The organism is Kitasatospora sp. NPDC048722 (assembly GCF_040650235.1).
Lineage (GTDB): Bacteria > Actinomycetota > Actinomycetes > Streptomycetales > Streptomycetaceae > Kitasatospora.
The window spans coordinates 53916-80724 of the sequence record NZ_JBEZGX010000028.1 but is presented as its reverse complement, the minus strand read 5'-3'; the positions used below and the strand labels follow the sequence as shown (position 1 = coordinate 80724).

The following is a 26809-nucleotide window of genomic DNA, read 5'->3' as shown; positions in this document are numbered from 1 at the left end:
CGTCCCCGTCCGGCCTAACATGCCCCCGAGAGGGGGTGCCGGATGGCGCGCAGGGGTGGGGAGTTGGAGGCGTTCATCGCCTTCCTGGGCGGCCTGCTGGCGGTCACGCTGACGGCCGTGGCGATGACGGTCCTGCACGTGATGCCGAGGCCCGAACCTCCGCTGCGGGCCGCCGCGCTGGTGACGCTCGGCGTGGTCTGGCTGACCGTCACCGTCACGCTCTACCTGCGGTTGCGGGCCCGCCCCGACGGACGGACCCGCTGACACCGGGCAACGGACTCGGCCCGCTCGGCCCGCTCGGCCCGCTCAGCCCTCGAAGTCCCGTGCCGCGGACAGCTCGTAGGCCCGGTCCGGCTCACTGAGCGCGGCCAGCACCTCGAACCGACGGTGCCACTGCCCGACCGACCAGGCCAGCCCGGCCGCCAGCCCCTCGGGGGTGGCCGCGTGCAGCAGGCCCGGCACCGGCGGCACCTCGAACTCGTCGTCCTCGTCGCCGGCCTCGGCCGTGTCCGGGTCGTACGGCGGCTCGGGCGCGTCCGCCCCGCGGTCCAGGCGCCAGTCCACCGCGGCCTCGTTGCCGTCCGGGCCCACGACGAGCAGCTCCTCGTGCTCCTCGTACGCCACCGGGCAGCCGGGCAGCAGCTCCCGCACCACGGCCGGCACCCGGTGCAGCACGCCCTCGGAGAGCACGCGCCCGCCCGCCACCTCGCTGGCCAGCGACACGTGCAGGCGCTCGGCGAGGTCCGCCGCGAGCGCCGGCGCGACCGGCAGCAGCGGGTGGGAGTGCAGGAGCTGGACGAGGTCGGGGGCGTCCGCGACGACCGCCTCGGCGGCGTCGACGACCACCGTGTGCGCCGGTCGGCGGCCGGTCTCCGGGTCCAGCGGCGGCAGCGCCCGTACGACGTCCAGGGCTTCGATCCGCTCGGCGTCGACCCGGGCCAGCGCACTGTGGATGCCGTGCAGCTGGCGGTGGCCGATCTCGGCCTCCGGGTCGGTGAGCCGGTCCAGGACCTCGTCCGGGCCGTGCGGCTCGGCGAGCAGCGCGGCGAGCGTCGTCCGCACGCCGAGGGCGTGCAGGAACTGCTCGTCCAGCGTGGTGCGGGCCTCGTCGTACAGGCCGCGCAGCAGCGGGTCCGCCCCGGCGGCGCGCAGGCCGGCCGGCTCACGGCCGTCCAGCACCGGGTGGTCGCGCAGCCACCAGGCGGTGTACGGCGGCAGGTCGGCGTACGAGCCGTCCGGGAGCAGGGTGCGGACCGGGTTGACGACGGCGTCCCGGTACGGCGGGCGGGCGAGCGCGGCGAGCGCCTCGGGCCAGGCGTCGTCGTCGATCAGGTCGAGGTCGCGGACGGCCAGCAGCTCGGCGGCCACCGGCGGCACGCCCACGGTGTCGCCGTCGTCGGCGTGCAGGGCGTCGAGCGCGTCCTCGGCCCACTCGGCGAGCCCGTCCGGTGCCTCGTCGAGCAGGCCGGTGGGGTGGCCACCGGCCGCGCGGTCGGCGGGGACGGTCGGGTCGAGGCGCTCCAGGTCGTCCGGGTCGAGCACGACGTCCTCGGCCCGGACGAGGACGAACTCGGCCAGCACGCCGACCGCGCCGAGCACGTCGGGGCCCCAGCGCTCCAGCAGGTCGTCGTCCACCCAGCCGGCGTCCTCCTCGCGTGCGAGGGCCGCGAACGGACTGCCGGGGAGCACGAGTTCGCCGGCCCGGGCAGGCTCGCCCTCGTCGTCGAGCAACGCCAGCCGGGCCAGCCACGGGTGCTCGCCGACGGCCGGGGCGGCGGCCCTGACCAGCGCCAGGACGGCGTCCGCCAGTTCGAGGGCGGCGTCGAGGTCGTCCTCGGCCACCTCGAAGGAGCGGGCGACGGCGGCCCGCACCTCGGGCGTGTCCAGCACGCCGGCCGGGGTCGCGGTGCCGGCGCCCAGCTTCGCCAGCAGCGGGTGCGACGCCTCCGGGTGGGCGAGCCGCAGGTCGAGCGCGGCGAGCGCCCCGGCCAGCGACTCGGGGTAGCCGGGGAAGGCCGCCCAGTCGGCGGCGTCGGAGGGCAGCAGGACGCGCCGCGGCCCGGTGACCGTCCGGCCGTCGGCGAGCGGAACGGGCAGCGCGCCGAGCGCCTCCGGGTCGGCCGCGCCGAGCGCCGCGTACAGGTTGCGCCACCAGGCGGGCTCGCGGTCCAGGCCGCCGAGCTGGTCGACCACCTCGGCGAGCGGCACCCGGCGCACGTTCAGCACGCGCAGCTCGGTGCGGCGCTCCAGACCGGCCGGCAGCAGCCCGGGGAAGATCGGCGCCAGCGCCTCGACCACCGAGCCGTCCGCGCCCTCCAGCAGCGTCGCGTCCCGGGGCCGCAGTGCGGGCGTGCCCTCCTCGACCGGCGCCGGGTGCGGAAGGAACGGCGTGCCGGGCAGCCGCTGGAGGATCGCCGCGCGCAGCTCGTTGTCCAGCGCGCCGTCGCCGAGCGGACCGGGCACCAGTCCGAGCGAGCCCAGGTCGCCGCCGCGGGCGCGCAGCAGGTCGGCGTAGCTGTCGGCGGCGCGCTCGGTCAGGAAGGCGGCGAGCGGTCCCGGGGCGACGTGCCGGCGGGTGGAGTCCAGCGGGTACGAGGCGATGAGCAGCGCGGGCAGGCCGACCGGCTCGTCGCTCGGCGTCGGCGCGTGCAGGACGGGCAGGACGCCGGGCAGCTGCGGGGTGCCGTCCTCGGCCACCGGGACGGCCCAGGTGACCGTCCAGTACGGGCGGGCGCGCTCCTCGGTGGGGCGGTCGACGAGCAGCTCCGGATCGAGCCGGCCGGAGGCGCCGACGGTCTGCCAGAGCGTCTGCCGGGGGCGACCTCCCTCGTCGTCCGTGACGGTCACCTCGGTGACGCCGTCGGGGCGCGGCTCGGAGGCGGTGCGGGTGAGCGCGCGGGTGCCGTCCGGGGTCTCCACGACGATCTCGGCGAGACCGGGGAGGGTCAGCAGCAGCGCGTCGTCGACGGCGAGCAGCAGGCGGCGCGTCAGGTCCTCGGCCGCGGCGTCGCGCAGCGGCAGCACGACCACCGTGTCGTAGCCCTCGGGGGCCGGGCCCTCGGCCGCGAACGGCAGCCGCAGCAGCGGGACGTGGCCGTCGCGGCGGCGCAGCTCGTCGGCCAGCGCGGGCTGCGCCTCGGCGAGCGCGCGGGCCTCACCGAGCGACCACCGCACGCCGCCCGCGGCACCGAGCACGGCCGGCTCGTCGGTGACGGCGAGGACGGCGGCGAAGCCGACGCCGAACCGGCCGACGCTGGGCGCCTCGCCGCGCTTGGAGGAGGCGCGCAGGGTGGACAGCGACTCGACGGCGGCGGCGTCGAGCGGGGCGCCGGTGTTGGCGGCGGCGAGCACGCCGTCGGCGAGGGTCAGCCGCAGTCGGCCGGGGCCGCGTCCGGCGCGGACGGCGGCGTCGGCCGCGTTCTGCGCCAACTCGACGACCAGCCGGTCGCGGTAGCCGCCGAGGGCGAGCTCCTCCTCGGCGTTGGCGTCCTCCCGGAACCGGGCCGGCGAGGCGGCCCAGGCGTCCAGCACGCGCCGGCGCAGCACGGCACTCCCGAAGGGGTCCGCGAGGTGCTCGTCCGTGCCGCTGCCGATGATCCGAGGTTCCACTGGACCTGCCACCTTCCGCCGCCCTGTACGTCGTAGGGCATTCTTCCCTGCCCCACCGACTGCTCCCGACCACGGCCCGCGCCGCCCCTGGCTCCGACCCCCCGTCTCCACCCGCCGGCGCCCCCACCGGAGGCGTCCGTCCACCCGCCGGAGGCGTCCGAGGAACACCACGGCCCGCCCCGCCGGCGTGGCGGGACGGGCCGGCGGCGGCACGCGTCAGGAGTGGCCGAGCTCCTCGGTGGGCGCGTCCGGCTCGACGGAGCCGGAGGCGCGGTCCGGGTGGAGCTGCATCGGCTCGACCACCAGCTCGTCCAGGATCAGCTCGGAGGGCGCCGGCGGAGCCGGGATCACGGCCGCCTCGGAGTGCCCGCCGCAGCCGTACGCGAAGGAGACGATCTGCCCGTCGGCCGGTCCGAACTCGTTGCCGCACACCCCGAAGGCCTGCCCGAGCGAGCCGCCGATCGGGATCAGGAAGCCGCAGCTGTTGCACGACGCGGGCGCGGCCTGCGCCATCGGGGTCTGCGGGCCGTGCGCCTTCTCCCAGCGGTCGGCGGCCAGGTGCAGGCCGAGCCGGGAGAGCACCCGGCTGCGGCCCATGCCGAGCTCCTCGGCGATCGCGTTGATCTGCGCGCGGACCGGGGCGGGCTGGACGCCGGGGTCGCTGACGACGACGTCCTCCTCGGCGGCCTGCGCCACCGCGGAGTTCGGCGCGGGCTCGTCCTCGCCGGTCCAGCCAGGCTCCAGGCGCAGGTCGTCGGCGTCGGTGGGGAGCAGGTCGCCGGGGCCCATGTCGCCCGGGCGCAGGCGCTCGCTCCACGGCACCCACTGGGGGGCGAGGACGGCATCGGGGCCGGGCAGCAGGACGACCTCGTCCAGGGTGACGTTCTTGGCGCGCGGGGCGCGGGCGACGGTGACCGCCCAGTGCCAGCCGCGGTAGGCCGCGTCGAGGCACTCGAAGCTGTGGGTGACGACACGGTCGGCGTCCGCCTGGACACCGAGGTGCGTCCCGACGGCCTCCGCTCCGACCGCCTCTTCGGCGGCCTGGCGGGCGAGTTCGACGGCCTCTGCACAGAGCCGATCGGGGGTACGGCTTCGCATCGCAGCACTCACGGCGTCGATTCTCTCCCAGTTCTTCTGTCGCCCACGGCGTGTTGCCTGTTCCGTCGCGGCTCGGTGTACCTCGTCCATTCTGCGCGACCGGAGGCCGCCGCGGGTACCGACCGCGCCGCTCGTCCGGGCCTGCCGGCGCCGTGGGACCCGGGCGGGCGGACCCTGGGCAGGCTACCCGTCGGTCGGCGCCCCGGCACAGTCCGGGGCGCCGACCGACCTCCGGGGGCCGCGCCGAGCGGAGCGGAATCCCGCGTCGCAGAAGCGAATCTGGGGCAGGATGGCCTTGTGGCGGACGAAAACCCGTCGCAGCACGCACTGCGCGCCTCGCAGGCCGACGGCCCGGACGAGACGAACGCGGTGCCGCGACAACAGCCCCCGGTCCACCCTGCGGGCGAACCGCAGCCGGCGGACGGATCCGGGACGTCCGCGCCCACCCGGGTCGACCTCACGAAGTACGGCGACGGTCCGGTCGCCGGGCATCCGGACGGGAACCCCGACGCGGACCTGGAGGAGCTCGCCGGCCCCCACCGCAACTTCCTCGTCCGCGGCGCCTCCGCCGTCGGCGCCCGCACCGGCCGGGTGGTGCACGGCACCGGCCGCCGGATCCGCCGGGCCACGTCGGCCGAGGGCGCGGGCGAGTCGGGCCTCGCGAAGCTGATCGAGCTGCACGCGCTGAACTCCTTCGGCGACATGCTGATCACCATCGCCCTGGCCTCGACGATCTTCTTCTCCGTCCCGACCGGCGAGGCGCGCGGCCGGGTGGCGCTCTACCTGCTGATCACGATGGCCCCGTTCGCCATCCTCGCCCCCGTAATCGGCCCGCTGCTGGACCGCCTGCCGCACGGCCGCCGCGCCGCCATGGCGATGTCGATGCTGGCCCGGGCCGTCCTGGCCTGGACGATGGCCGGGGTGATCTCGGGCGGCGGCATCGCGCTGTACCCGGAGGCGCTCGGCGTTCTGGTGGCGTCCAAGGCGTACGGCGTGGTGCGCAGCGTCGTGGTGCCCCGGCTGCTGCCGCACCGGCTGTCCCTGGTGAAGGCGAACTCCCGGGTCACCCTGGCCGGTCTGCTGGCCACCGGCGTGGCCGCCTTGGTGGGCGGGCTGCTGCACCTGATCGGGCCCGGCTGGCCGCTGCGCGGGGCGTTCCTGGTCTTCGTGATCGGCACCCTGATGGCCTTCCACCTGCCGCACGTGGTGGACTCGGCGAAGGGCGAACAGCGGGCCGTGCTGCACGCCGAGGTGCACACCGAGGGCTCGCACCTGATCCACCACAAGCCACCGCCGGTCAAGACCTCGCTGCGCACGGTCGGCCCGTCGGTGGTGCTCGCGCTGCGGGCGATGGCGGCGATGAAGTGGCTGGTCGGCTTCCTGGTGATGTTCCTGGCGTTCCTGCTGCGCGAGGAGCCGATCGGCGGCCTGCGGCCCACGCTGGCGCTGGGCCTGGTCGCCCTGGCGGCGGGCACGGGCAACGCGCTGGGTTCCGTCCTGGGCTCGTGGCTGCGCACGCGCGGCCCGGAGGCGACGGTCACCGCGATGCTGCTGCTCGCGACGTGCGCGACGGCGGCCTCGGCCCTCTGGTACGGCGTCGCGACGGTGATCATGACCGCCGGGACGGCCGGCATGGCGGCCTCGCTCGGCAAGCTGGCGCTGGACGCGCTGATCCAGCGGGACGTCCCGGAGGCGGTCCGGACCTCGGCGTTCGCCCGTTCGGAGACGCTGATGCAGCTGTCCTGGGTGGCCGGCGGCGCGGTCGGCATCCTGATGCCGCTCAACGGCGAGCTGGGGCTCTCGGTGGCCGCCGCGGTGGTCGGCCTGGTGTTGTTGTGGACGATCCGTTCGCTGTTCCGGGTGGGCCTGCGCCGGCACCCGGCGGCGCCCCGGGTCGCGTGACCGGCGCCTGACCGACGGGTGCGCGGCGGGTGCCCGGCGGAGGCGGCAACACGCGGTTGCCGACCCCCGCGTAGCGTGATCGGCGAAGCCCGGTAGATTCTGACCCATGAGCCTCGATACCCGTGTCATCGCCGCCCTCGGCGCCGTCGTCGTGATCGGCGCCGGCACGGTCGGCGGGTCCATCGCCTACGCGTCCGGCCAGACCGCGCACAACAGCCACCGCGCCACCCTGACCGTGGGCAACTCCTCGCTCGCCGCGGACCCGCTGTGCTGGAACGACGGCAACCCGCTGACCGAGGACGACCAGCAGAAGTGCCAGGAGACGGCCACCCAGGCCCTCAAGGACGGCACGCTCCCGACCTCGGACGTCGTCGTCAGCGACAACGTCGGCGTCGGCGTCTCGCCGAACGTGGCCGACAGGGGCTGGTGGGCCTTCACCAACGGCGGCACGCAGGCCCAGGGCGGGCGCTACAGCCTGTTCTCCTACGCCAAGAACGCGACCTACTCGGGCTCGCAGTCGGCCAGCAAGCTGCTGAACGCCTCCGGCAAGACGCTGGTGACCGTGGTCGAGGGCGACAAGAACTCGGACAACCCGACCGCCGTCTGGTACTTCCAGCTGAACACCCAGGACAACTGACGGTCCTGCGATGACCGCGCGCGCCGTCGCCGACGGGCACAGCGAGCAGTCGGGCCCCGAGCGGGCCCGACTGCTCGTCGTCGTCGCGGTGCCCGCCGAGGCCGCGGCGGTCCTGCGCGGACTGCCGGGCGGGGCGCACGCGCTGCCGCTGCCACTGCCGGGCGGGGAACTGCACCGCGCCGGGGCCGTGGACGTCCTGGCGGGCGGGGTCGGTCCGGCCGCCGCGGCGGCCGGCGCCTCGGCGGCCCTGTCGGCGCACCACCACGGGGCGCACCGCTACGGGCTGGTCGTGTCGGCCGGCATCGCGGGCGGGTTCGCCCCGCACGCCCCGGTGGGCGCGACCGTGGTGGCCGACGCGATCGTCGCCGCCGATCTGGGCGCCGAGACCCCCGAGGGCTTCGCCGACGTCGCCGAGCTCGGCTTCGGCACCGCCCGGCACACGCCTCCCCCGGCCGCCGTCGCGCTCGCCGCACGGGCGCTGGGGGCCGTCACCGGTCCCGTCCTGACCGTCTCCACCGTGACCGGCAGCGCAGAGCGTGCCGCCGCCCTGACCGCCCGCCACCCGGGCGCCGCGGCCGAGGCGATGGAGGGCTTCGGCGTGGCCGAGGCCGCCGCCCGGTTCGGCGTGCCGGCCCTCGAGCTGCGGACGGTCTCCAACCCGGTGGGCCCGCGCGACCGGGCCGCCTGGCGGATCGGCGACGCCCTGGCCGCCCTGGAGCGGGCCTTCGCCGCGCTGCCCGTCCCCGCACTCGTCGAGACCCTCGCCGAGGCACTCACCGAGGAGGCCGGCCGTGGCTGAACGGCTCAGCATCGCGTACTCGCCCTGCCCCAACGACACCTTCGTCTTCCACGCCTGGGCGCACGGCCTGGTGCCCGGCGCGGACGCCCCCGAGGTGACGTTCGCGGACATCGACATCACGAACGGGCTGGCCGAGCGCGGCGAGCTGGACGTCCTGAAGATCAGCTACGGCGCCCTGCCGTGGGTCCTGGCGCAGTACACGCTGCTGCCCTGCGGCGGCGCGCTCGGCCGCGGCTGCGGCCCGCTGGTGCTCACCCGGCCGGGCGTGGCGGCCCCCGGGGACCTCACCGGGAAGACCGTGGCGGTGCCGTCCGAGCGGTCCACCGCCTACCTGCTGTTCCGGCTCTGGGCCGCGAAGGCCGTGCCCGGGGGCTTCGGCGAGATCGTCGTCCTGCCGTTCCACGAGATCATGCCCGCCGTCCGGGACGGCCGGGTGGACGCCGGCCTGGTGATCCACGAGGCGCGCTTCACCTACCGGCAGTACGGGCTGCACAGCCTCGCCGACATGGGCGAGGCCTGGGAGCGGGAGACCGGCCTGCCGATCCCGCTCGGCGCGATCGTCGCGAAGCGCTCGCTGGGCGCCGAGCGGCTGCGCGCGCTCACCGACGCGATCCGCGCGTCCGTCCGGCAGGCCTGGGCGGACCCGGCGGCCAGCCGGGAGTACGTGCTCGCGCACGCCCAGGAGATGGACCCGGCCGTCGCCGACCAGCACATCGCGCTCTACGTGAACGAGTTCACCGCGGACCTCGGCGAGGAGGGCTACGCGGCCGTCCACGCGCTGCTCACCCGGGCCGCCGCGGAGGGGCTGGTGCCCCCGCTCGACCCGGGTGCGCTCGCGTTCTGACGCCCCTCGGGGCCCTGCTCAGAGGTCGAACTGGTCGGCCACCGCGCGCAGCAGGCCGGCCAGCTTCTGGCCCGTCGGCTTCGCCGGGTAGCGGCCGTGCTGCAGGCCCGGGAGCACCGCGTCCAGCGTGGTGATCAGGTCCTGGACGATGGGCGCCATGTCGTCGGCGCTGCGGCGCTGGGCGGCGGCCACCGAGGGCAGGGCCTCCAGCAGTTGCACGGCCATCGCCTGGTCGCCGCGGTGGCCCGCGACCACGCCGAACTCGACCCGCTGGCCCGGCTTCAGACTCGTGACACCGGTGGGCAGCGCCTTGGTGTGGACGAAGACGTCGCCGCCGTCGTCGCGCGACAGGAAGCCGAAGCCCTTCGTCTCGTTGAACCACTTGACCTGGCCGGTGGGCATCTCGAACAGTCCTCGAATGGGTGTGAGGGATCCCGGCCCTGGCCGGGGATCACTGGGTGGTGGAAAGCGCGGGCCGACCTCGGCTCGGCGCCCGTGGGCACTCATGGTCAGCACGCTGTCAGGAGCAGACTAACGGTCCGTCACTGCCTCATCCGCGTTCCACGGAAGTTCCGCGGTCCGGCGACTCGGGCACCTGGGCCCGCGGGGCTCTCGCGATCACGGGAGAGCCGGTACTGGTGCGCCCTGGGCGCGACTCAGCGCTGTCCATGCGGCTCACACCTCCGGCTCCGGGGAAGTCGGGGCGCGCCACTCGCGCCCCTAGGCAACCCGTGCATACCCCCGCTCAGCAGGGATCGAAACTCCCAGCTTCCGGGAAACTGCGCAACGTGACCGAACCGCTCGTCTGCGAAGCGGTGCGGCGGGAGCCGGGCCTGGGCACCCCGCCCGGCTCTGCCAGACTGGAGTGCCCCGGCGCGGCCCCTCGCGCCCGGAACGCCCCCGGACACCCGGGCGCGCCCGAAGGCACCCCCGAGCACCCCCGAGCACCTCCCGAGGAGCGAGCAGAAGTGAGCAGCCAGAGCGCCGACCGCGGCGACGCCTACGTCCGGGCCGGAGCGATCGTCTTCGGCGTGGGCGCGCTCGCCACCCTGGTCACCTTCGTCCCGCTGTTCCTGCACCTCACGCCGCTGCCGACGGCCGCGTACTGGCTGAGCATGCTGATGCCGGCGGGCTTCCTGCTCGCGCTGGTCGGGCTGTTCGTGAACGCCCGCGCCCAGAAGCGCCGCGCGGCCTCGCAGGCCTGACGGCGGGCTGCTCGCGCCCTACGCCCCCAGGTGCCCGGCGAGCCAGGCCGGGAACTCGGTGAGGTCGGCGAGCACCACGTCCGCGCCGGCCGCCCGCAGCTCGTCCGCGCCGTACGGCCCGGTGGCCACGCCCACCGCGACGGCGTCCGCGCGGCGGGCCCCGACGATGTCGCCGAGGTGGTCGCCGACGTAGACCGTCGCGCCGTGCTCGCGCAGCGCGTCGCCCTTGGTCTCCGCCCAGAGGTCGCCGACCAGCGCGTCCGCGTGCAGCCCGGCGTGCTCCAGGTGGAGACGGGCGTTCGGCTCGTACTTGCCGGTGATCACGGCGATCCGGCCGCCGTGCGCGCGGACGGCCCCGACGGCCGCGTGCGCGCCGGGCAGGGCGACGGTCGGGGCGAAGGCGTGCTCCCGGTACAGCTCGCGGTAGCGGGCGGCGGCGCGCTCGACCTCGCCCTCGGGGAACCAGTTGCGGATCTCGTCCAGCAGCGGCGGTCCGAGCCGGGTGACGACGAGGTCGGCGTCGATGGGGGTGCCGGTCTCGGCCGACAGCGCCAGGTACGTGGCGCGGATCCCCGGCCGGGTGTCGAGCAGCGTCATGTCGAGGTCGAAGCCGACGGTGAGCGGGGTGGCGGAAGTCGCGGGCATGGCGTCAGGCTATCCAACGGCCGGTGCGGGGGACGAGGCGATTTGCCCGGGCTTCGCGGCGGAACTTAGGTTTACCTGAGTTGTCTGCGGAAGAGGGCCCATGACCGACACCACCGCCGCGCCGCCGCCCGGCCGGCGACGGACCTCCCGCCGCCGCATACCGTGGCTCGTCGCCGCGCTGGCCGTCCTGGCCGGCGCGGTGCTGCTGAGCCTCTCGGCCGGCAGCCGCACGATCCCCTTCTCCGAGACCCTCGACGCCCTGCTGCACGGCGGCGACACCGCCGACGCCGTCGTCGTCCGCGAGCTGCGGGTGCCGCGCACGGTCGTCGGCGTCGCCGTCGGCGCGGCCCTCGGCCTCTCCGGGGCCGTCATGCAGGGCCTCACCCGCAACCCGATCGCCGACCCGGGCATCCTCGGCGTCTCCCAGGGCGCGGCGGCCGGCGTGGTCGTGGCGATCTCCGGCTTCGGGATCTCGACGCTGACCGGGTACGTCTGGTTCGGCTTCGCGGGCGCCGTGACCGCCACCATGCTCGTGTACGGCCTGGCCGGGCGCGGGCGCGGCGGCGCGACGCCGCTCAAGCTGGCGCTGGCCGGCTCGGCGATGTCCGCGTTCATCGCGTCGCTGAACACGCTGGTGCTCACGACGGACGCCGCGACGATGGACCGGTTCCGGTTCTGGCACGTCGGCTCCCTGTCCGGCCGGACCTCCGACGTGGCCTGGCAGCTGCTGCCGTTCCTGCTGTTCGGGACGGTGCTCGTGGTCGCGGTGGCGCGCGGGCTGGACGCGCTCGCGCTCGGTGACGACACCGCGAAGGGGCTCGGCGCGAAGACGGGCCTCGTCCGGGCGGTGGGCGCCCTCGGGGCCACCGTGCTGACCGGCTCCGCGGTCGCGGCGGCGGGCCCGATCGCGTTCGTCGGCCTGGCCGTCCCGCACGCGGCGCGGGCCGTCGCGGGGGCCGACAACCGGTGGGTGCTCGCCTTCTCCGCCGTTCTCGGCCCCGTGCTGCTGCTCCTCGCGGACACGCTCGGGCGGGTGCTCTTCCCGCCGTCGGAGGTCCCGGCCGGGGTGATGACGGCGCTGGTGGGTGTCCCGGTGCTGGTCGCGCTGGTGCGGCGGCGGAAGGTGGTGGCGGCGTGACGTCGGTTTCCCTGCGCGGCTACACCGTCGTCCGGGCCGGACGGGCGTCGTTCCTGCTGCAGCGGCGTTCGGCCTTCGTCGCGCTCGGGCTGGTGACGGCGCTGGCCGGCACCGTGATCGCCTCGCTGTGCCTCGGCGAGTCCACCGTGTCGCCGGTCGACGTCGTCGAGGTCGTGCTCGGGAAGCCGAACCCGAACGGACTGGTGGTGGGCGAGTTCCGGCTGCCCCGCATCGTCGTCGGCCTGCTGGTCGGCACCGCGCTCGGGCTGGCCGGGGCGCTCGTCCAGACGGTCGCCCGCAATCCGCTCGCCAGCCCCGACGTCGTCGGCGTCACGTGGGGCGCCACCGCGACCGTCGTCGGCCTCGTCGCGTACGGCGTCGTCGGCTCCACCGGCCAGGCCCCGTACGCGGCCGTCCTCGGCGGACTGGCCGCCGGGGTGCTCGTCTACGCCCTCGCCTGGCGGCGCGGGCTGCACGCGCAGCGCTTCGTCCTCATCGGCATCGGGATCAGCGTCGCGCTCTCCTCGCTGACCTCCGTCTTCCTCACCAAGGGCGACGGCTTCCAGGCGCAGGCCGCCAAGGTGTGGATGACGGGCAGCCTCAACGGCGCCGGCTACGACCAGGCCGGTTGGCTGGCCTGGGTGCTGCTCGCCGCCGTGCCCGTCGCCCTGTGGGCGGCGCGGGCGCAGCGCTCGATCTCCTTCGACGACGCGACCGCCGTCGGCCTCGGCCTGCGGCTGGACCGGATCCGGCTCGGCATGGCGCTGCTCGGCATCGTCCTCGCCTCGTGCGCGGCGGGCGCGGCCGGCCCGGTGGACTTCGTCGCCCTGATGGCCCCGCAGATCGCCCTGCGGCTCGCCCGCTCCGCGCAGGTCCCGCTGCTCTGCTCGGCGCTGACCGGCGCCCTGGTCGTCGTCCTCGCCGACCTGATCGCCCGGCGTCTGCTCGCCCCGACCGAGCTGCCGGTGGGGGTCGTGACCGGCATGGTCGGCGCGCCCTACCTGATGTGGCTGCTCGTCCGATCCCGCCGTGGAGGTGCCTGATGGCCGTGCTGGAAGCCCGTGACCTGACCCTGGCCTACGAGGCGCGCACGGTCGTCGAGGGCCTGGACGTCGCGGTGCCGGAGGGCCGGGTCACCGTGATCGTCGGCCCGAACGCGTGCGGCAAGTCCACACTGCTGCGCGCCCTCGGCCGCCTCCTGAAGCCCGCCCGGGGTGCGGTCCTGCTCGACGGCGAGGAGCTGGCACGCATCCCGACCAAGCGGGTCGCCCAGCGCCTCGGCCTGCTCCCGCAGTCCCCGACCGCCCCCGAGGGCATCTCGGTCGCCGACCTCGTCGCCCGTGGCCGCCAACCGCACCAGAGCTGGTGGCAGCAGTGGTCCCCGGAGGACGAGGCCGCCGTCGCCGAGGCCCTGGACCGCACCTCCACCACCGACCTGGCCGAGCGCAGCATGGACGAGCTCTCCGGCGGCCAGCGCCAGCGCGCCTGGATCGCGATGGCCCTCGCCCAGGGCACCGACGTCCTGCTCCTCGACGAGCCGACGACCTACCTCGACATCGCCCACCAGGTCGAGGTCCTGGACCTGGTCCGCCGCCTCAACGCCGAACGCGCCCGCACGGTCGTCGCCGTCCTGCACGACCTCAACCAGGCCGCCCGCTACGCCGACCACCTGGTGGCCATGCGCGAGGGCCGCATCGTCGCCCAGGGCACCCCGGCGGAGGTCGTGACGGCCGACCTGGTCCGCGAGGTCTTCGGCCTCGACTCGGTCGTCGTCCCCGACCCGGTCACCGGCACGCCCCTGGTGGTCCCCGGCGCCCCGTGGACGGCGGCATGACGGCGCACGGACCGCGCCACGTCCTTCCGAGGCCGGGCGGCGCGAGCGGGTGCCGAGTGGCGATTCGGACATAATCGACAGGGTTCGCCTCCCCCGTCGTCCGACCGTCCGAGGAATCGCCGATGCACCGGATCTCCCGTCGCGCGCTGCTGGTCGGGCTGGGTGGGGCCGCCCTCGCCGGGTGTACGACGGATCGGGCGGGGGGTTCGGGGACGGACGGGGTCGCGGCGGGCGGGTCGGGCGGGTCGGGCGGGTCGGTGCCTCCGGTGACGGTGAACACCGCGGTCGGGCCGGTGGTCGTGCCGGGTGCGCCGTTGCGGGTCATCGCGCTCGACACGGACGTGTTCGACTCGGCGCTGACGCTCGGGATCGCACCGATCGGGGCCGCGCGGCCCGCACTGGACGCGCACTACCCGGAGTACTGGCCGCAGTCCCGGACGGCCGCGATCGCGTACGTCGGGCCGGCCGGGGCACCCGATCTCGCGACGATCCGGTCGCTGCGGCCGGACCTGATCCTGTCCAACCAGATGCGGGACGGCGACCGCTACGACGCCCTGCGGGAGCTGGCGCCCACCGTGCTCACCCAGACCACGGGAGCCCCCTGGAAGGCCAACTTCCAGCTGCACGCCCAGGCGTTGAGCCGGCAGGCGGCCGCCGCGGCCTTCGTCGGCTCGTACCAGCGGCACGTCTCGCAGGTGACCGCCGCGCTCTCGGACGCGAAGGTGTCCGGACGGAAGGTGAGCCTCGTGCGGTTCGTCGAGGGCGGCGGGATCCGGCTGTACGGCAGGCAGAGCTTCCCGGGGGTGGTGCTGTCGGACGCGGGCGTCGGGCGGCCGGACGCGCAGAACGTCGACCAATCCGACTTCGAGGTCCCGCTCGACCAGATCGCGAGGGCGGACGGCGACCTGCTGCTCTACGGGACGTACGGCGATCCGGACCGTTCCGGCGCCAACACCGTTCTGGCGAGCTCCGCTTGGCAGGCGCTCGGCGCTGTGAAGGCGCACCGGGCGTTCCCCGTCGACGACCAGCTGTGGTTCGAGGGCATCGGGTACACCGGCGCCAACTACATGCTGGACGAGTTGCAGCGCTTCCTGGGGGCGTGACGTCCGAGTCACGGACCGCCGAGTGCCGCACGGAGCCTGGCCCGCAGCAGGCGCACGGCCGGCGAGTGCTGGTCGCGGCGGGCGACGAGGCCCAGGCGGGCGTGGACGGCCGCGTCCTTGACGGGAATCGCACGCAGCGTCGGGACGCCGACGGCGGACGACGGGCTCAGGACGGCCACCCCCGCGCCGCGTTCGGCGAGACGGAGGAGGGTCGTCGGCGAGCTGGCCTCGATGTCCACGCGGGGTTCCAGGCCGAGTTGGCGGCACGAGCGGTCGTAGGCCGCACGGATCCCGGTGCCCCTGGTCAGGCCGAGGATCTTCTCGTCACTCCGGAGGTCTGCGAGACGGACGGTCCTGCGGTCGAGCGGGTGCCCGATCGGCACGACGGCGGTGATCGGCTCGTCGACGAAGACGCTCGCGTCGAGTTCGGGGTCGGCCTCGCCCGCGAATCCGATCAGCGCGAGGTCGAGGGTGCGGGCCAGGACGTGGGACTGGAGGAGCTCGGAGTCGTCCTCGTGCAGGCTGATTTCGATCCCGGGGTGCGTACGGCCGAGGTCGGCGACGACGTCGAGGAACGGCGGGATCGAGCAGCCCGTGATCATGCCCAGGCGCACGCGCCCGCGCACGGCCTCCGCGAACTCGGCGGCGGTGTGCTGGATGTCGTCGAGCGTCGCGAGGGCGTTCTTGGCCAGCGGGAGGATCGCCTCCCCGGCGGGGGTGAGGCGGATGCCTCCCCGGCTGGCACGTTCGAGGAGCTTCTGGCCCAACTCGCGTTCCAGTTTTCCGACTTGGGTGCTGATGCCGGACTGGCTCACATGCAGGCGAGCGGCGGCAGCGGTGAAGGAGCCCTCGTCGACGACGGCGGCGAAGTAGCGCAGCTGATGCATCTCCATAACCAAGGATGATAGCTGACATCCGATCTATCTGTTGGACGGATAGCTGGATGCGGGCGGACCATGGAGGCATGACGACGACGAAGAGTGCACGCGAGATCGCCGAGACCTACTTCGCCTCCTGGGAGGCCGGCGACTTCGAGACGATCCGGGAACTGCTGGCGGAGGACGTGGACTTCGTGGGCGCGCTCGGCACCGCCTCGGGGATCGAGGAGGCCCTGGGCGGACTGAAGGGGCTCGGGCAGGTGCTGGAGAAGATCGACGTCCAGGTGCGGGTCGCCGACGGCGACGACGTGATCACCTGGTACGACCTGCACACGAGCATCGCGCCCGCGACGCCCACGGTGAACTGGATGCACATCGAGAACGGCAGGATCGCGCGGATTCGCGTGACGTTCGACCCGCGCGAACTGCTGGCGGGCTTCGACAGGTAGGGGCACACCGGCCACCCCTATCGGGCGGAGCCGCCCGGAGGACGGCGAACTCCGCCAGCCGCCGCGCAGGAAGTCGGCCTCACCGAGTTCCCGCGCCGAACAACTCCCCCAAGTGGTACTCCAGGATCGCCACCGCCTCCTCCCCGCTGCGCTGGCCGCCCAGCACGCTGGACCCCAGTCCGTTGACCATGGCCAACAGCCCGGCGGCCGCCACCGCCGCGTCCTTCCCCTCCCCGACCTCCCCCGCCTCCTGCGCCGAGCGGATCTGCTTCGCCAGGAAGCCCTCCAGCAGATCCGGCTGGAGCGGGCCCTTCTTCTCCATCGCCTCGGGATCACTCAGCACGAGCGTGTAGTACGCCGCGTACGTCCGCGTGATGCGCCGACTCTCCGCATCCGTCGGCAGGATGCACGACAGGATCGCCGTCACGACGCTCCGCGGCGTGGGCACAGACCCGGCGCCCTCGATCCACCGCTCCATCCGGGCCTGGAGCTGGACCCCGAGCCTCGCCAGGGCGTCCAGCAGCAACCCGTCCTTCGTCGTGAAGTAGTACTGCACCAACCGCAGCGACACCCCAGCCTCCGCCGCGACCGCCCGCATGCTCGCCGCCTGCAGGCCCTGGGTTTCGGCGATGCGCAGCAGGGCCTCGGCGATCTGTCGGCGCCGTTCCTCGTGGTCGACCTTCTCCGCCATCCCGCGAACTTCCTCTCCACCAATCCTGGTACACCTGTATCATGCCTGTGATACACATGTACCATGCGAATCAGCGAGTTCAGGAACGCCCAGGCCGAGTCCCGCTTCCGCGCCGCCTACGAGCGCACGTTCGCGTCCCTGTGGCCCGGCCCGAAGACCGTGCTCGACGTCCCCACCGCGTTCGGCACCACCCGCGTCCACCGCACCGGGACCGGGCACGGCGCGCCGCTCGTCCTCCTGCCCGGATCCGGCGGCAACTCGCTGATGTGGTACCGGTGCGTGGAGGCGCTCGCCGAACGGCACCCCGTCATCGCCGTCGACACCATCGGAGAACCCGGCGCGAGCGTCCAGACCGCCCCCCTCCGGGACGGCCGCGACGCCGCCGCTTGGCTCGACGAACTCCTCACCGCACTCGACACGCCCTCCGTCCGCCTCGTCGGCTGCTCGTACGGGGGCTGGATCGCGATCAACCAGGCCATCCACCACCCCGATCGCGTCGCCGGCCTCACCCTCCTCGACCCGGCGGGCATGGCGGACGTCGGATGGCGCTTCTACGCCTGGGTGATCGCCGGCGGCCTCGCCGGCCTCGCCCCGGGGGCGCTTCGCCCCCGCCTGGCACGGATGGTCGGGAACAGCACCGTCCTCGAAACGGAACTGATGGCCCTGATGAAGGCCGCCATGGGCTTCCGCCGCCGGCTCCCCCTCGCCCACACCTTCACCGACGAGGAACTGGGACGCCTGCAGACCCCGACCCACGTCCTCCTCGGCGAGCGCAGCGCCCTGCACGACTCCCGGGCCGTGTCGACCCGCCTCCGCGAGCTGTTGCCCACGGCCCGCATCGAACTCGTCCCCGACGCCGGACACGCCCTGACCACCGACCAGCCGGGGCTGATCACGGCCCGGATCCTCGACGCCCTGGCACACGGGAACAGTGCGGCCCCTCGCTCCTGTCCGTGAGCGAGGGGCCGCGCCGACTACGCCGCCGCCGCGGTGGCTGCGCGCCACGTGGCGATGAGGTGGGCCGCCTTGTCCTCGAAGGCCGGGTCGCGCCAGGCGCCCGGCATGCCGATCACCACCGGCAGCTTGAAGTCGCCGTGCTCCCGGTGGGTGACCCGCACGACGTCCCCGGAATCGGCGCGGTTGCGATTCTTCACGACCTCGACGTTGGTGACGTCCGCCCAGGCGAACCGCTTGCGGGAGCCCAGCACCCCGGTCCACCGGATCTCACGCTCGTCGAAGCTCACGCTGGTGAAGACGCCGTTCACCTGGAGGAGTCCACCGGTGATCAGGAGAACGCCGAAGGCCATGCCGACGGCGGTCCCGGCGGACAACGGGAAGAGCGAACCGCGGTACACGAGGTAGGCACCACCGGCCAGGAAGAGCGCCGAGAAGATCCACTGGCGGCGCATCTGCGCCGGGGGAAGACGGTAAGTCATGTGTTTCACCAGCGGGATCCTGGCAGGCCGCGACGACCTGAGGAAGCGTCACCCTTTCGAGCGGATCGGCTCCCCCGTACGGTGCAGGTGGGTGAGGATCTCGCGGTACGAGCGGAACAGGCCCACTTCGTAGTACGGGATGCCCTTCTCCGCGCAGAACGCGCGGGTGATCCGCGCCGCCCGTCCGAGTGCGGGCGTCGGCATGCTGGGGAAGAGGTGGTGCTCCACCTGGTAGTTGAGGCCGCCCATCACGGCGTCGACGGCGAGGCCACCACGGACGTTGCGCGAGGTGAGCACCTGGCGGCGCAGGAAGTCCAGCCGCATCTCCGGTGTGACCATCAGCATGCCCTTGTGGTTCGGGGCGAACACACAGCCCAGGTAGACGCCGAGCAGCGCCTGGTGGACGGCGAGGAAGGCCACCGCCTTGCCCGCCGGGAGCGCGGCGAAGACGAGCCCGAAGTAGCCGGCGAAGTGGGCCACCAACAGCGCACCCTCCAGCCACGGCCGCTTGACGGCCGTGCCGCGCAGCGCACGGAAGCTGTTGAAGCTGAGGTTGAGGCCCTCCAGCAGGAGCAGCGGGAAGAACAGGAACGCCTGCCGGCGCCCGATGAACCGGGCGAGCCCGCTCGCCTGCCGGGCCTGCCGCTGGGACCAGACGACGAGGTCGGGGGCGACATCCGGATCGCGCTCCTCGTGGTTGGGGTTGGCGTGGTGGCGGGTGTGCTTGTTCATCCACCAGCCGTAGCTCATCCCCATCAGCAGGTTCGCGGCGATCCGGCCGCCGATCTCGCTCGGCACGCGCCGGGAGAAAACCTGCCGGTGCGCCAGGTCGTGGGACAGCAGGCCGATCTGGGCGAACACGACGGACATCGCCGCCGCCAGGCCGAGCTGCCACCAGCTGTCGCCCAGCGCGAACAGGGCGCACCAGCCGCCGACGAACGCGGTGAGCACCAGTGCGGCACGGGCGGCGTAGTAGCCGTGCCGCCGGGCGAGCAGGCCCTCGGCGGCGATCCGGCGGCTCAACTGGGCGAAGTCGCTGCCTCCGCTCTCCGGCTGCGGGGCGAGGGCCTCGGGTGCGACCGTCATCGTCGCGGGCTGTGTGGGCATGCCCCGAGTCTGGTTCTCCGGGGCACCCGGGAGAACGGGGAAATCACCCGTCCCGTACGGGTGTTAACCCCCCTGCCCACCCCGGGGACAGCCTCACCCCTCCTCCGTCTCCGCCGACTCGCTCAGCCCCGGCCGATCGGAGGGCCCGCGATGGCGGAGGGTACCGGCGATGGCCCGGGCCACCTCGGCCCGCTGGCGGGCGGTGCAGCCGGTCATGAGGCGCTCCAGGCGCCGCAGGACGAGGACGTCCCGCCACGCCCGGATCGCCCCGCTCACGACACCGCACGCGAGGACGGCGGCCAGAGCGGTGGTCGGGCTCATCGGGCGGCCTCCGCCCGGGGTCGGGGTGCGGCGTACCGATCGCACGAGAAGACGGAATGGACGTGGCGCTTCAATTCGAGCATTCGGTCACCGATGAACGCGGCTCCTTCCGCTCCGAGGAATTCGGCCGGCCTGTTGGAAGGCAGACCGTCGGCCACACCATGGGCGAGCAAGGTGGCGAAGAGGGTCTCGAAGGTGTCGCCGCAGCACCACTCGATCACCAGGGCGGCTGTGCTCCTCGCGTGGCAGCGGACGGTTCCGTGCAGGGCCGCCGTCTGATTCAGCAGGGTGGGTCGTCGCAGGAGCCTGCTCAGTAGCAGCTCATGCGGGCCCGGCCTGCCGGGGTAGCCATGGACCCGAGCCATATCGCTCGGCAGCAGGCGCTCGGGATCGAACACGAGCGGAGTCCCGTCGTCGTTCACGAACGTGATCCGCTCCGGGCCCGATCGACCGCACACGGTGATCCCGCCGTGCACGGGTGATGCTCGAACAGCGAATTGGCGGACATCCCAGTACAGCAGCAGCCGAGCCACCAGATCGGTCCCCACCGAGGAGTCCAGGCGCACGGTCAGTCCGTCTTCCGCGATGCCGGACCCTACGACTCCGAATACGGCGAAGTCGACATTGCGACTCCTCAGCGCATCGGCGAAGGCATGGACCACCACCGCTTCGAGGTGCACCTGAGCGGCGGTCTCCGCATCGGGAACCGGATGCTTGGCGAATACCCTCACCTGCTGGGCGAGTTCACGAGCCCGGCAGTACTGCAGACCGGTCAGCTTCTGGATGCGCCTGGCCAGGCGGGTGACGTTGTCCGACGCGGACATGCGACTCCACTCCCCCCACGGAGCCGTCCGGCGGCGGCTGGAGAGACAGGTCGACTGTCCTGCGAACCAACGAAGGTCACACACGCCTGCGGGCGACTCTCCAGAGCCCTTCGCCCACCCCGGCCGCCGGTGACCGAGTGCGTGAGCGCGTAGCCGCATCAACACAACCAGCGTACACGCGCGGCCGGTTGGCGCGCAGGAGTATCGAAGCCAAGCCCCCCACGGAGCACTGTCCTCCCCCTTGGATACAGTTCGCGCACGCGTCGGCCGAATGATCCACACTCGAACACCAAACGGACCGACACGCTCCGCACAACTGATGGGGGACCAAGCAGTGCCCAGCAAGCGTCGGGTCGGCCTCGCCGCCGCACTCGTGAGCTCGACCGTCATCGTGAGCGCGCTGCCGGCCATGGCCGCGCACGCCGATCCCGCGTACCTGTACGTGGACAACAACAACCCCACGTCGTGCTCGGACAGTGGCCCGGGCACCGAGATGAGCCGTCCGTTCTGCAGCATCCAGGCCGCCGCCGACGCGGCGCAACCGGGCCAGACCATCCGGGTCGGCGGCTTCCAGTACACGGAACAGGTCACGCTGAAGCAGTCCGGCACCCCGGGGCACCCGATCACCATCCAGGGCGAGGGTTCCCCCATCGGCCGTCGGCCGCACATCGAGATCGCCCCCGGCGGGTACCCGTCGACCACGAAGGCACCGCACGCCTTCGTGGCATCCGGGGTGCACGACATCACGATCAAGAACTTCTGGCTCAGCGACTCCGACGAGGAGGCGGTGCTCGTCGCCGACTCCGAGCGCATCACGGTCGACGGCAACGCCGTGACGCGCGCGGGGGCTCAGGTCACGAAGGCCACGACGTCACCGCCCACCAACCCGGACAACAACACGTCGGCCATCCGCCTCACCGGCAAGACCCGCGACGTCACGATCAGCCGCAACCAGATCGGCGGCAGCGGCCGGGCGGGCGTCGCCATCGAGCCCGGGGTGACCGGGACCATCGTCACCACCAACGCCTTCACCGGGGTCTACGACTTCCGTGCCTCGAACATCATCGTCGCCGACAGTGCGCCGGGCACCGTGGTGAACAGCAACACCATCGGCGGCACCTGCGGCACCGGCATCGTGCTCACCGGCAGCTCCACCGGTTCGACCGTGGTGAACAACATCGTCCAGGTCCACCGGAACTGCGACGTGAACGTCGGCGTCGGCGTGATGGTGGCATCGGGCTCCGTCCCCGGCACCAGGTCCGACTACAACGTGCTGTACACCGACAGCCCGGACACCCACGCCTACTCCTGGGACGGCACGCTCTACCGGTCACCCGCCGACCTCGCCGCAGCCACCGGCCAGGGGCAGCACGACCTGACGGCGGACCCGAAGTTGTCCGACTACAACGCGATGCTGGAGGACGTGACCCCCGGCGCCGACTCGTCGGCGGTGGACTCCGCCGACGCCGCCGCACCCGGCCAGCTGGACACGGACATCTACGGCAACCCGCGCGTCGACGACCCGCTCGTACCCAACACCGGCACCGGCGTGGGCTACCACGACCGCGGGGCGGCCGAGTACCAGAACCCGCTCAAGGTCTCGCTGGACCACGGGGCGTACATGCCCGACCAGCCCATGGCCGTCAAGTTCTACGGCGGGACGACCTCGCCCTGGTACCCGGCCACCACGACCATGGACTTCGGGGACGGCAGCCCGGTCGTGACCGCGCCGACCTTCCCGCTGACGCACACCTACGCCGCCGCAGGGCGGTACACCGCCACGCTGACCGCTACCGACAGCAACGGCACCGTCAAGAAGACCACCACGCCCGCTGACGTGGCGAGCGGCCCGATCACCGCCGCCGTCCAGGTCCAGCACTCGGCCTCGGCCCCCGCGAGCATCACGGTCACCGGCTCGTACAACAGCCCGTGGCCGGTCTCGGAGTACAGCGTCGACTTCGGTGACGGCCAGTACCAATGGTTCCAGTCGCAGCCCGCCGGCCCGGTCACGCACACCTACGCCAAGCCCGGCCGTTACCTCGTGCGACTGACCGTCCGGGACGACCACGGCCGCAGCGCCACCGCCGACGGTTTCGCCCACGCCAACTTCACCGACCCCGCCGACCGGGCGATCGCCGGCCGCTGGACCACCGGCAAGCCCGCCGCCAACGGCCTCTTCAACAACGGCACCTGGGCACTTCGCTCCACCGGCGACTGCTGCAAGGCCGACATCACCCAGCTCGCCTTCGGCCAGGCCGGAGACCTCCCCGCCACCGCCGACTGGGACGGCCTCGGCCACGACCAGCTCGGCATCTACCGCAACGGCACCTTCGCCCTGCGCCACGACAACGGCACCGTCACCGCCATCCCCTTCGGCGACACCGGCGACCTCCCCGTCCCCGGCTACTGGGACGGCAACGGACACGCCCAACTCGCCCTCTACCGCCCCGGCACCGCCACCTTCATCGTCCGCCACGACGACGGCACCGTCACCACCGCCGCGTTCGGGCAGGCGGGCGACATCCCCGTCGCCGGAGACTGGGACGGCACCGGCCACTTCCAGCTCGGCATCTACCGCAACGGCACCTTCGCCCTGCGCCACGACGACGGCAACGTCTCCACCGCCGCCTGGGGCAACCCCGGCGACCAGCCCATCGTCGGCGACTGGTACGCCAAGGGCCGCACGACCTACGGCATCTTCCGCCCCACCGACCCCTCCTACGCCCTCAGCGGCGCATACACCGGCGTCTACGGCTACGCCGGCCAGGTCTACTAACCCACAAACACAACGGCCCTGCACCCCGCCCAAGGGTGCAGGGCCGCCGTGTTGCCGCGAGGTGTCACCCTTCCTGCTGCGGCTTGCGGCGCAGAGCCATGAGCAGCAGGAACGCCGCCGTCAGGGCCGCCGAGAGGCGCAGGACGCCCGGGGCGGACGCCCAGGTCATCTGCCCGAGCTGCGAGCCGGGGCCGGCTCCCGCCTGGCCGTGCTGGGTCTGGCGCATCTGGTAGAGGGTGGTCGCGCTCATCGTGATCAGCGGGATGCCGAAGATCGCGAACTTGCGGGTGAGGTCCTTGAGTTGGCTGGAGAGGTAGCCGAGGCCCCAGCCCGCCAGCATGGCCGGGAAGAAACCGGTCCAGGCGCCGCCCGCGAGGAGGGCGGAGGCGAGCAGGAGCAGCGGGGACGGGCGGCGGCCGGCGAGTGCGCTCTTCTTCGGGGGCTTCGGGGACTGCCCTGGCTTCGCGGAACCGGCGGCTCTGGCGGCCTCCTTCTCCTTCCGTGCCTTCTTCGACTTCGCCCCGGCCGCCGACTGCGGCCCAGTCGGCTGCGCGGGCGGCTCGTCGCCCTCCGCCGCCCGCTGCTCGGGGATCTGCTTCGGCGGGGCCGCCGGCGCGTCCGAGAAGTTGAGCATCACGAGGTCCCAGCCGCCCCCGCCGGAGTGGATCACCTGCGGCGGCGGTACGGCGTCCGGGTCGGCCTCCTCCGCGGGCTCGCGCGGCGGGTCGAGCGGCACGGCGGACATGCCCGGCACGCCGGGCGCCGTGGCGGCGTCGTACACGCTGTCGTCGGAGCCGTCGCGGGCCTCGGCGGACTCACCGCCCGACCGCGCGCTCCACGGCCCGCTCTTGCGCCACCACTCGCCGTCCGTCATCCCCGACACCCCGCCTCGCCCGTACCCTGCCCGACCCACCGAACCGCCCTCGGCGTGACGCTACCCACCAGTCCCCCACCCACGCGAGTCTCGACCCCGGGTCCACCGGCGCCGCACCCGACTAACCTAGGTCGAATGACCACACAGCAGGGCCCCCAACGCTCCGGCAGGTCCGCCGCCGGCCCCCGCACGCTCGCCGAGGAGCTGCGTGCCCGCCCGGACGACGCCCTCGCCGCCCTGCTGCGCGCCCGCCCGGACCTGCTCAACCCGGTACCCGGCGACCTCACCCAGCTGTCCGCCCGGCTGTCGTCGCGCGCCTCCGCGCTGCGCGCCCTGGAGCGGCTCGACCGGTTCACCCTGCAGGTCGCCGAGGCGCTGGCCACCGCACCGGACGGCACCACGCTCACCAGCGTCCGCACACTGCTGACCGGCCCCGCGAAGGTCAAGCCGCACCCGGGCGCCACCCCGCTCACCCCGGCCGACCGGTCCGCCGTCGCGGCCGCTCTGCCCCGGGCGATCGCCACCCTGCGCGACCGCGCCCTGCTGTGGGGCCCGGACAACGGGCTGCGCCTGGTCCTCGCCGTCCGCGAGGCGCTCGCGCCGACCGCCGCCAATCCCGGACGCACCGGACTCGGCCCGACGCTCGCAGACGCCACCATGGGCATGTCCCCGGCCCGGCTGCAGCAGCTGCTCGCCTCCGCCGGCCAGCCCGCGACGCCGGACCCGGTCACCGCCGTCGCCGCGCTCACCGCGCTGCTCACCGACCGCGCCCGTTGCGACGCCCTGCTCGCCACCGCCCCCGAGCCCGCGCTGCGGCTGCTGGAGCGCCTCGTCTGGGGCCCGCCCACCGGCACCGTCCCGGACGCGGCCCGCCCGGTCACCGCCGAGGACGCGCAGAGCCCCGTCGAGTGGCTGCTCGCACGCGGCCTGCTGCTGCCGAGCGGCCCCGGCAGCGTCGTCCTGCCGCGCGAACTCGCCCTGCACCTGCGCGGCGGGCGCACCCACCGCACCGTCGAGCCCGTCCAGCCCGAACCCCGGCCCGCCGCTCCACCGCGCGATCCACAGGCTGTGGACGGCGCCGCCGCCGGCCAGGCCCACACCGCCGTCAAGACCGTCGAGGAACTGCTCGACCTGTGGGGCCTCACCCCGCCGCCCACCCTGCGCGCGGGCGGCCTCGGCGTGCGCGACCTCAAGCGCACCGCCCAGGCCCTGGAGACCACCGAGCAGCAGGCTGCCTTCTGGCTCGAACTCGCCTACGCCGCGGGTCTACTGGCCCCCGACGGCGAGGCCGACGAGTGCTGGGCCCCGACCCCCGCGTACGACACCTGGCTCCAGCAGGACACCGCCGAACGCTGGTCCGTCCTCGCCACCGCCTGGCTCGCCGCCACCCGCGTGCCCGGCCTCACCGGCACCCCGGACGGCAAGGGCAAGCCGCGCGCCGCCCTCGGCCCCGAACTCGACCGCACGCTCGCCCCGTCCGTCCGCCGCGCCGCCCTCGCCCTGCTCGCCGAACTCCCGCCCGGCACCCCCGCCACCGCCGCCGAACTGCTGCCCACCCTGCGCTGGCAGCGCCCGCTGCGCGGCGGCCCGACCGGCCCGGACGGCCACGAACTGCGCGACGACCTCGCCGGCTGGGCCCTCGCCGAGGCCGAACTCCTGGGCGTCACCGGCCGCGGCGCCCTCGCCGCCCCCGCCCGCGCGCTGCTCACCGCCGAGGCCGACCCGGCCGAGGTGCTGGCCCCGCTGCTGCCCCGGCCGCTCGACCACGTCATCCTGCAGCCCGACCTCACCGCGATCGCCCCGGGCCCGCTGCTCACCCCGCTCGCCCAGGCGCTCGCGCTCTGCGCCGACATCGAGTCCAAGGGCGGCGCCACCGTCTACCGGTTCACTCCGGCGTCCGTCCGCCGCGCCCTCGACGCCGGACGCACCGCCGCCGACCTGCGGGCCTTCCTGGAGCAGCACTCGCGCACGCCCGTCCCGCAGCCGCTGACCTACCTGATCGACGACGTCGCCCGCCGACACGGCGTCCTGCGGGTCGGCGCGGCGTCCTCGTACCTGCGCTGCGACGACACCTCGCTGCTCGGCGAGGTCCTCGCCGACCGCCGCTCCGCCGACCTGCGGCTGCGGCTGCTCGCCCCCACCGTCCTCGCCTCCCAGGCCGCCCCGGACATCCTGCTCGCGACGCTGCGCACGATGGGCTACGCCCCGGCCGCCGAGTCCGCCGAGGGCGACGTGCTGATCACCCGCCCGGACAGCCACCGCACCCCGCCGCGAGCAGCGCCGACACCCGTCCCGGACGGCCCGCCGAGCCCCGACGACACCCTGCTCGCCGCCGCCATCAAGGCCATCCGGGCCGGCGACCGCGCCGCGACCGCCAGCCGCCGCGAGCCGACCCCCGACCCGCGAAAACTGCCGCGCACCGCCGCCGCGGAGACGCTGGCCGCCCTCCAGACCGCCGTCCTGCTCGGCGAGCGGATGTGGATCGGCTACCTCAACGCGGAGGGCATCGCCAGCCAGCGGATCATCGACCCGGTCAAGGTCGAGGGCGGCTTCGTCACCGCCTTCGACCACCACGCCGACGAGCTGCGCACCTTCGCCCTGCACCGCATCACGGGCGTGGCCGAACTGGAGGACTGAAC

The 26809-nt window shown here is 74.1% G+C and carries 25 protein-coding genes; 14 read left to right on the top strand and 11 right to left on the bottom strand.

Annotated features, from left to right (window positions below):
* The first annotated feature begins 42 nt into the window (after positions 1-42).
* A complete protein-coding gene (locus AB0C76_RS21570) occupies positions 43-264 on the top strand; it encodes a hypothetical protein (RefSeq protein ID WP_359967665.1) in 222 nt (73 codons plus the stop codon).
* A 42-nt stretch (positions 265-306) separates the two neighbouring features.
* Here AB0C76_RS21570 and AB0C76_RS21565 read toward each other — a convergent pair whose 3' ends face one another.
* The gene (locus AB0C76_RS21565; protein ID WP_359967662.1) at positions 307-3609 is read right to left on the bottom strand and encodes a molecular chaperone Hsp90; all 3303 of its coding nucleotides are present in this window, start codon (positions 3607-3609) and stop codon (positions 307-309) included.
* Between the two features lie 216 nt (positions 3610-3825).
* Positions 3826-4707 (bottom strand): DUF3027 domain-containing protein, encoded by an 882-nt coding sequence (locus tag AB0C76_RS21560; protein ID WP_359967659.1) that lies wholly within the window; start codon positions 4705-4707, stop codon positions 3826-3828.
* Positions 4708-5298: 591 nt separating this feature from the next.
* Between AB0C76_RS21560 and AB0C76_RS21555 the strand changes: the two genes are divergently transcribed.
* The 4 genes from AB0C76_RS21555 (at position 5299) to AB0C76_RS21540 (ending at position 8889) form a co-directional block, all read left to right on the top strand.
* The gene (locus AB0C76_RS21555) at positions 5299-6609 is read left to right on the top strand and encodes an MFS transporter (RefSeq protein WP_359967727.1); all 1311 of its coding nucleotides are present in this window, start codon (positions 5299-5301) and stop codon (positions 6607-6609) included.
* 106 nt (positions 6610-6715) lie between these two features.
* Positions 6716-7246 (top strand): hypothetical protein, encoded by a 531-nt coding sequence (locus AB0C76_RS21550; RefSeq protein WP_359967656.1) that lies wholly within the window; start codon positions 6716-6718, stop codon positions 7244-7246.
* Positions 7247-7256: 10 nt separating this feature from the next.
* On the top strand, positions 7257-8045 hold the full coding sequence (locus AB0C76_RS21545; RefSeq protein WP_359967653.1) for a futalosine hydrolase: 789 nt from the start codon (positions 7257-7259) through the stop codon (positions 8043-8045).
* Positions 8038-8889 carry a 1,4-dihydroxy-6-naphthoate synthase gene (locus AB0C76_RS21540; protein WP_359967650.1) on the top strand — a complete coding sequence of 284 codons (852 nt, stop codon included), beginning with the start codon at positions 8038-8040 and terminating at the stop codon, positions 8887-8889. The genes AB0C76_RS21545 and AB0C76_RS21540 overlap by 8 nt, the downstream gene beginning before the upstream one ends.
* An 18-nt stretch (positions 8890-8907) precedes the next feature.
* Here AB0C76_RS21540 and AB0C76_RS21535 read toward each other — a convergent pair whose 3' ends face one another.
* Positions 8908-9291 (bottom strand): cold-shock protein, encoded by a 384-nt coding sequence (locus tag AB0C76_RS21535; protein WP_359967648.1) that lies wholly within the window; start codon positions 9289-9291, stop codon positions 8908-8910.
* 566 nt (positions 9292-9857) lie between these two features.
* Here AB0C76_RS21535 and AB0C76_RS21530 point away from each other — a divergent pair.
* Positions 9858-10094 (top strand): hypothetical protein, encoded by a 237-nt coding sequence (locus AB0C76_RS21530; RefSeq protein ID WP_359967645.1) that lies wholly within the window; start codon positions 9858-9860, stop codon positions 10092-10094.
* A gap of 18 nt (positions 10095-10112) precedes the next feature.
* Here the strand turns inward: AB0C76_RS21530 and AB0C76_RS21525 are convergent, their stop codons facing one another.
* Positions 10113-10739 carry an HAD family hydrolase gene (locus AB0C76_RS21525; RefSeq protein ID WP_359967642.1) on the bottom strand — a complete coding sequence of 209 codons (627 nt, stop codon included), beginning with the start codon at positions 10737-10739 and terminating at the stop codon, positions 10113-10115.
* A gap of 100 nt (positions 10740-10839) precedes the next feature.
* On the opposite strand from AB0C76_RS21525, the gene AB0C76_RS21520 reads away from it, so the two are divergent.
* The 4 genes from AB0C76_RS21520 to AB0C76_RS21505 all read left to right on the top strand — a co-directional run bounded on the left by AB0C76_RS21520 (position 10840) and on the right by AB0C76_RS21505 (position 14814).
* Positions 10840-11877, top strand: a complete 1038-nt coding sequence (locus tag AB0C76_RS21520; RefSeq protein ID WP_359967639.1) for an iron ABC transporter permease — start codon at positions 10840-10842, stop codon at positions 11875-11877.
* The gene (locus AB0C76_RS21515; RefSeq protein WP_359967636.1) at positions 11874-12920 is read left to right on the top strand and encodes an iron ABC transporter permease; all 1047 of its coding nucleotides are present in this window, start codon (positions 11874-11876) and stop codon (positions 12918-12920) included. Before AB0C76_RS21520 ends, AB0C76_RS21515 begins: the two co-directional genes overlap by 4 nt.
* Positions 12920-13711 carry an ABC transporter ATP-binding protein gene (locus tag AB0C76_RS21510; protein ID WP_359967633.1) on the top strand — a complete coding sequence of 264 codons (792 nt, stop codon included), beginning with the start codon at positions 12920-12922 and terminating at the stop codon, positions 13709-13711. The genes AB0C76_RS21515 and AB0C76_RS21510 overlap by 1 nt, the downstream gene beginning before the upstream one ends.
* Positions 13712-13977: 266 nt before the next feature.
* Complete coding sequence (locus AB0C76_RS21505; RefSeq protein ID WP_359967630.1) at positions 13978-14814, top strand: ABC transporter substrate-binding protein; 837 nt, start codon at positions 13978-13980, stop codon at positions 14812-14814.
* An 8-nt stretch (positions 14815-14822) separates the two neighbouring features.
* On the opposite strand, the gene AB0C76_RS21500 is transcribed toward AB0C76_RS21505, so the two are convergent.
* A complete protein-coding gene (locus AB0C76_RS21500; protein ID WP_359967627.1) occupies positions 14823-15707 on the bottom strand; it encodes a LysR family transcriptional regulator in 885 nt (294 codons plus the stop codon).
* A gap of 71 nt (positions 15708-15778) precedes the next feature.
* Here AB0C76_RS21500 and AB0C76_RS21495 point away from each other — a divergent pair, with 71 nt between their 5' ends.
* Complete coding sequence (locus AB0C76_RS21495; protein WP_359967624.1) at positions 15779-16141, top strand: nuclear transport factor 2 family protein; 363 nt, start codon at positions 15779-15781, stop codon at positions 16139-16141.
* 79 nt (positions 16142-16220) lie between these two features.
* Here the strand turns inward: AB0C76_RS21495 and AB0C76_RS21490 are convergent, their stop codons facing one another.
* Entirely contained in the window at positions 16221-16832 is a 612-nt protein-coding gene (locus AB0C76_RS21490) for a TetR/AcrR family transcriptional regulator (protein ID WP_359967621.1), read from the bottom strand.
* A 63-nt stretch (positions 16833-16895) separates the two neighbouring features.
* Here AB0C76_RS21490 and AB0C76_RS21485 point away from each other — a divergent pair, with 63 nt between their 5' ends.
* Complete coding sequence (locus AB0C76_RS21485; protein WP_359967618.1) at positions 16896-17789, top strand: alpha/beta hydrolase; 894 nt, start codon at positions 16896-16898, stop codon at positions 17787-17789.
* A gap of 17 nt (positions 17790-17806) precedes the next feature.
* Here AB0C76_RS21485 and AB0C76_RS21480 read toward each other — a convergent pair whose 3' ends face one another.
* The 4 genes from AB0C76_RS21480 to AB0C76_RS21465 all read right to left on the bottom strand — a co-directional run bounded on the left by AB0C76_RS21480 (position 17807) and on the right by AB0C76_RS21465 (position 20520).
* Positions 17807-18268, bottom strand: coding sequence for a hypothetical protein (locus AB0C76_RS21480; RefSeq protein WP_359967615.1), 462 nt, complete (start codon positions 18266-18268; stop codon positions 17807-17809).
* Between the two features lie 48 nt (positions 18269-18316).
* Positions 18317-19354, bottom strand: a complete 1038-nt coding sequence (locus AB0C76_RS21475; RefSeq protein ID WP_359967725.1) for an acyl-CoA desaturase — start codon at positions 19352-19354, stop codon at positions 18317-18319.
* Between the two features lie 114 nt (positions 19355-19468).
* Positions 19469-19696, bottom strand: a complete 228-nt coding sequence (locus tag AB0C76_RS21470; RefSeq protein WP_359967612.1) for a hypothetical protein — start codon at positions 19694-19696, stop codon at positions 19469-19471.
* Positions 19693-20520 carry a hypothetical protein gene (locus tag AB0C76_RS21465; RefSeq protein WP_359967609.1) on the bottom strand — a complete coding sequence of 276 codons (828 nt, stop codon included), beginning with the start codon at positions 20518-20520 and terminating at the stop codon, positions 19693-19695. The genes AB0C76_RS21470 and AB0C76_RS21465 overlap by 4 nt, the downstream gene beginning before the upstream one ends.
* Positions 20521-20854: 334 nt before the next feature.
* On the opposite strand from AB0C76_RS21465, the gene AB0C76_RS21460 reads away from it, so the two are divergent.
* Positions 20855-23296, top strand: coding sequence for a PKD domain-containing protein (locus AB0C76_RS21460; RefSeq protein ID WP_359967606.1), 2442 nt, complete (start codon positions 20855-20857; stop codon positions 23294-23296).
* A gap of 64 nt (positions 23297-23360) precedes the next feature.
* Here the strand turns inward: AB0C76_RS21460 and AB0C76_RS21455 are convergent, their stop codons facing one another.
* Positions 23361-24170 carry a hypothetical protein gene (locus AB0C76_RS21455; RefSeq protein ID WP_359967604.1) on the bottom strand — a complete coding sequence of 270 codons (810 nt, stop codon included), beginning with the start codon at positions 24168-24170 and terminating at the stop codon, positions 23361-23363.
* A gap of 135 nt (positions 24171-24305) precedes the next feature.
* Between AB0C76_RS21455 and AB0C76_RS21450 the strand changes: the two genes are divergently transcribed.
* On the top strand, positions 24306-26807 hold the full coding sequence (locus AB0C76_RS21450; RefSeq protein ID WP_359967602.1) for a helicase-associated domain-containing protein: 2502 nt from the start codon (positions 24306-24308) through the stop codon (positions 26805-26807).
* Positions 26808-26809: the final 2 nt, after the last annotated feature.

Excerpts from the sequence above, each read along its gene's own strand:
- AB0C76_RS21480 (WP_359967615.1), bottom strand. The coding sequence starts at position 18,268 with ATGACTTACCGTCTTCCCCCGGCGCAGATGCGCCGCCAGTGGATCTTC.
- AB0C76_RS21500 (WP_359967627.1), bottom strand. The coding sequence starts at position 15,707 with ATGGAGATGCATCAGCTGCGCTACTTCGCCGCCGTCGTCGACGAGGGC.
- AB0C76_RS21545 (WP_359967653.1), top strand. The coding sequence starts at position 7,257 with ATGACCGCGCGCGCCGTCGCCGACGGGCACAGCGAGCAGTCGGGCCCC.
- AB0C76_RS21510 (WP_359967633.1), top strand. The coding sequence starts at position 12,920 with ATGGCCGTGCTGGAAGCCCGTGACCTGACCCTGGCCTACGAGGCGCGC.
- AB0C76_RS21525 (WP_359967642.1), bottom strand. The coding sequence starts at position 10,739 with ATGCCCGCGACTTCCGCCACCCCGCTCACCGTCGGCTTCGACCTCGAC.
- AB0C76_RS21475 (WP_359967725.1), bottom strand. The coding sequence starts at position 19,354 with ATGACGGTCGCACCCGAGGCCCTCGCCCCGCAGCCGGAGAGCGGAGGC.
- AB0C76_RS21490 (WP_359967621.1), bottom strand. The coding sequence starts at position 16,832 with ATGGCGGAGAAGGTCGACCACGAGGAACGGCGCCGACAGATCGCCGAG.
- AB0C76_RS21570 (WP_359967665.1), top strand. The coding sequence starts at position 43 with ATGGCGCGCAGGGGTGGGGAGTTGGAGGCGTTCATCGCCTTCCTGGGC.
- AB0C76_RS21520 (WP_359967639.1), top strand. The coding sequence starts at position 10,840 with ATGACCGACACCACCGCCGCGCCGCCGCCCGGCCGGCGACGGACCTCC.
- AB0C76_RS21550 (WP_359967656.1), top strand. The coding sequence starts at position 6,716 with ATGAGCCTCGATACCCGTGTCATCGCCGCCCTCGGCGCCGTCGTCGTG.
- AB0C76_RS21470 (WP_359967612.1), bottom strand. The coding sequence starts at position 19,696 with ATGAGCCCGACCACCGCTCTGGCCGCCGTCCTCGCGTGCGGTGTCGTG.
- AB0C76_RS21455 (WP_359967604.1), bottom strand. The coding sequence starts at position 24,170 with ATGACGGACGGCGAGTGGTGGCGCAAGAGCGGGCCGTGGAGCGCGCGG.
- AB0C76_RS21465 (WP_359967609.1), bottom strand. The coding sequence starts at position 20,520 with ATGTCCGCGTCGGACAACGTCACCCGCCTGGCCAGGCGCATCCAGAAG.
- AB0C76_RS21450 (WP_359967602.1), top strand. The coding sequence starts at position 24,306 with ATGACCACACAGCAGGGCCCCCAACGCTCCGGCAGGTCCGCCGCCGGC.
- AB0C76_RS21485 (WP_359967618.1), top strand. The coding sequence starts at position 16,896 with ATGCGAATCAGCGAGTTCAGGAACGCCCAGGCCGAGTCCCGCTTCCGC.
- AB0C76_RS21535 (WP_359967648.1), bottom strand. The coding sequence starts at position 9,291 with ATGCCCACCGGCCAGGTCAAGTGGTTCAACGAGACGAAGGGCTTCGGC.
- AB0C76_RS21495 (WP_359967624.1), top strand. The coding sequence starts at position 15,779 with ATGACGACGACGAAGAGTGCACGCGAGATCGCCGAGACCTACTTCGCC.
- AB0C76_RS21560 (WP_359967659.1), bottom strand. The coding sequence starts at position 4,707 with ATGCGAAGCCGTACCCCCGATCGGCTCTGTGCAGAGGCCGTCGAACTC.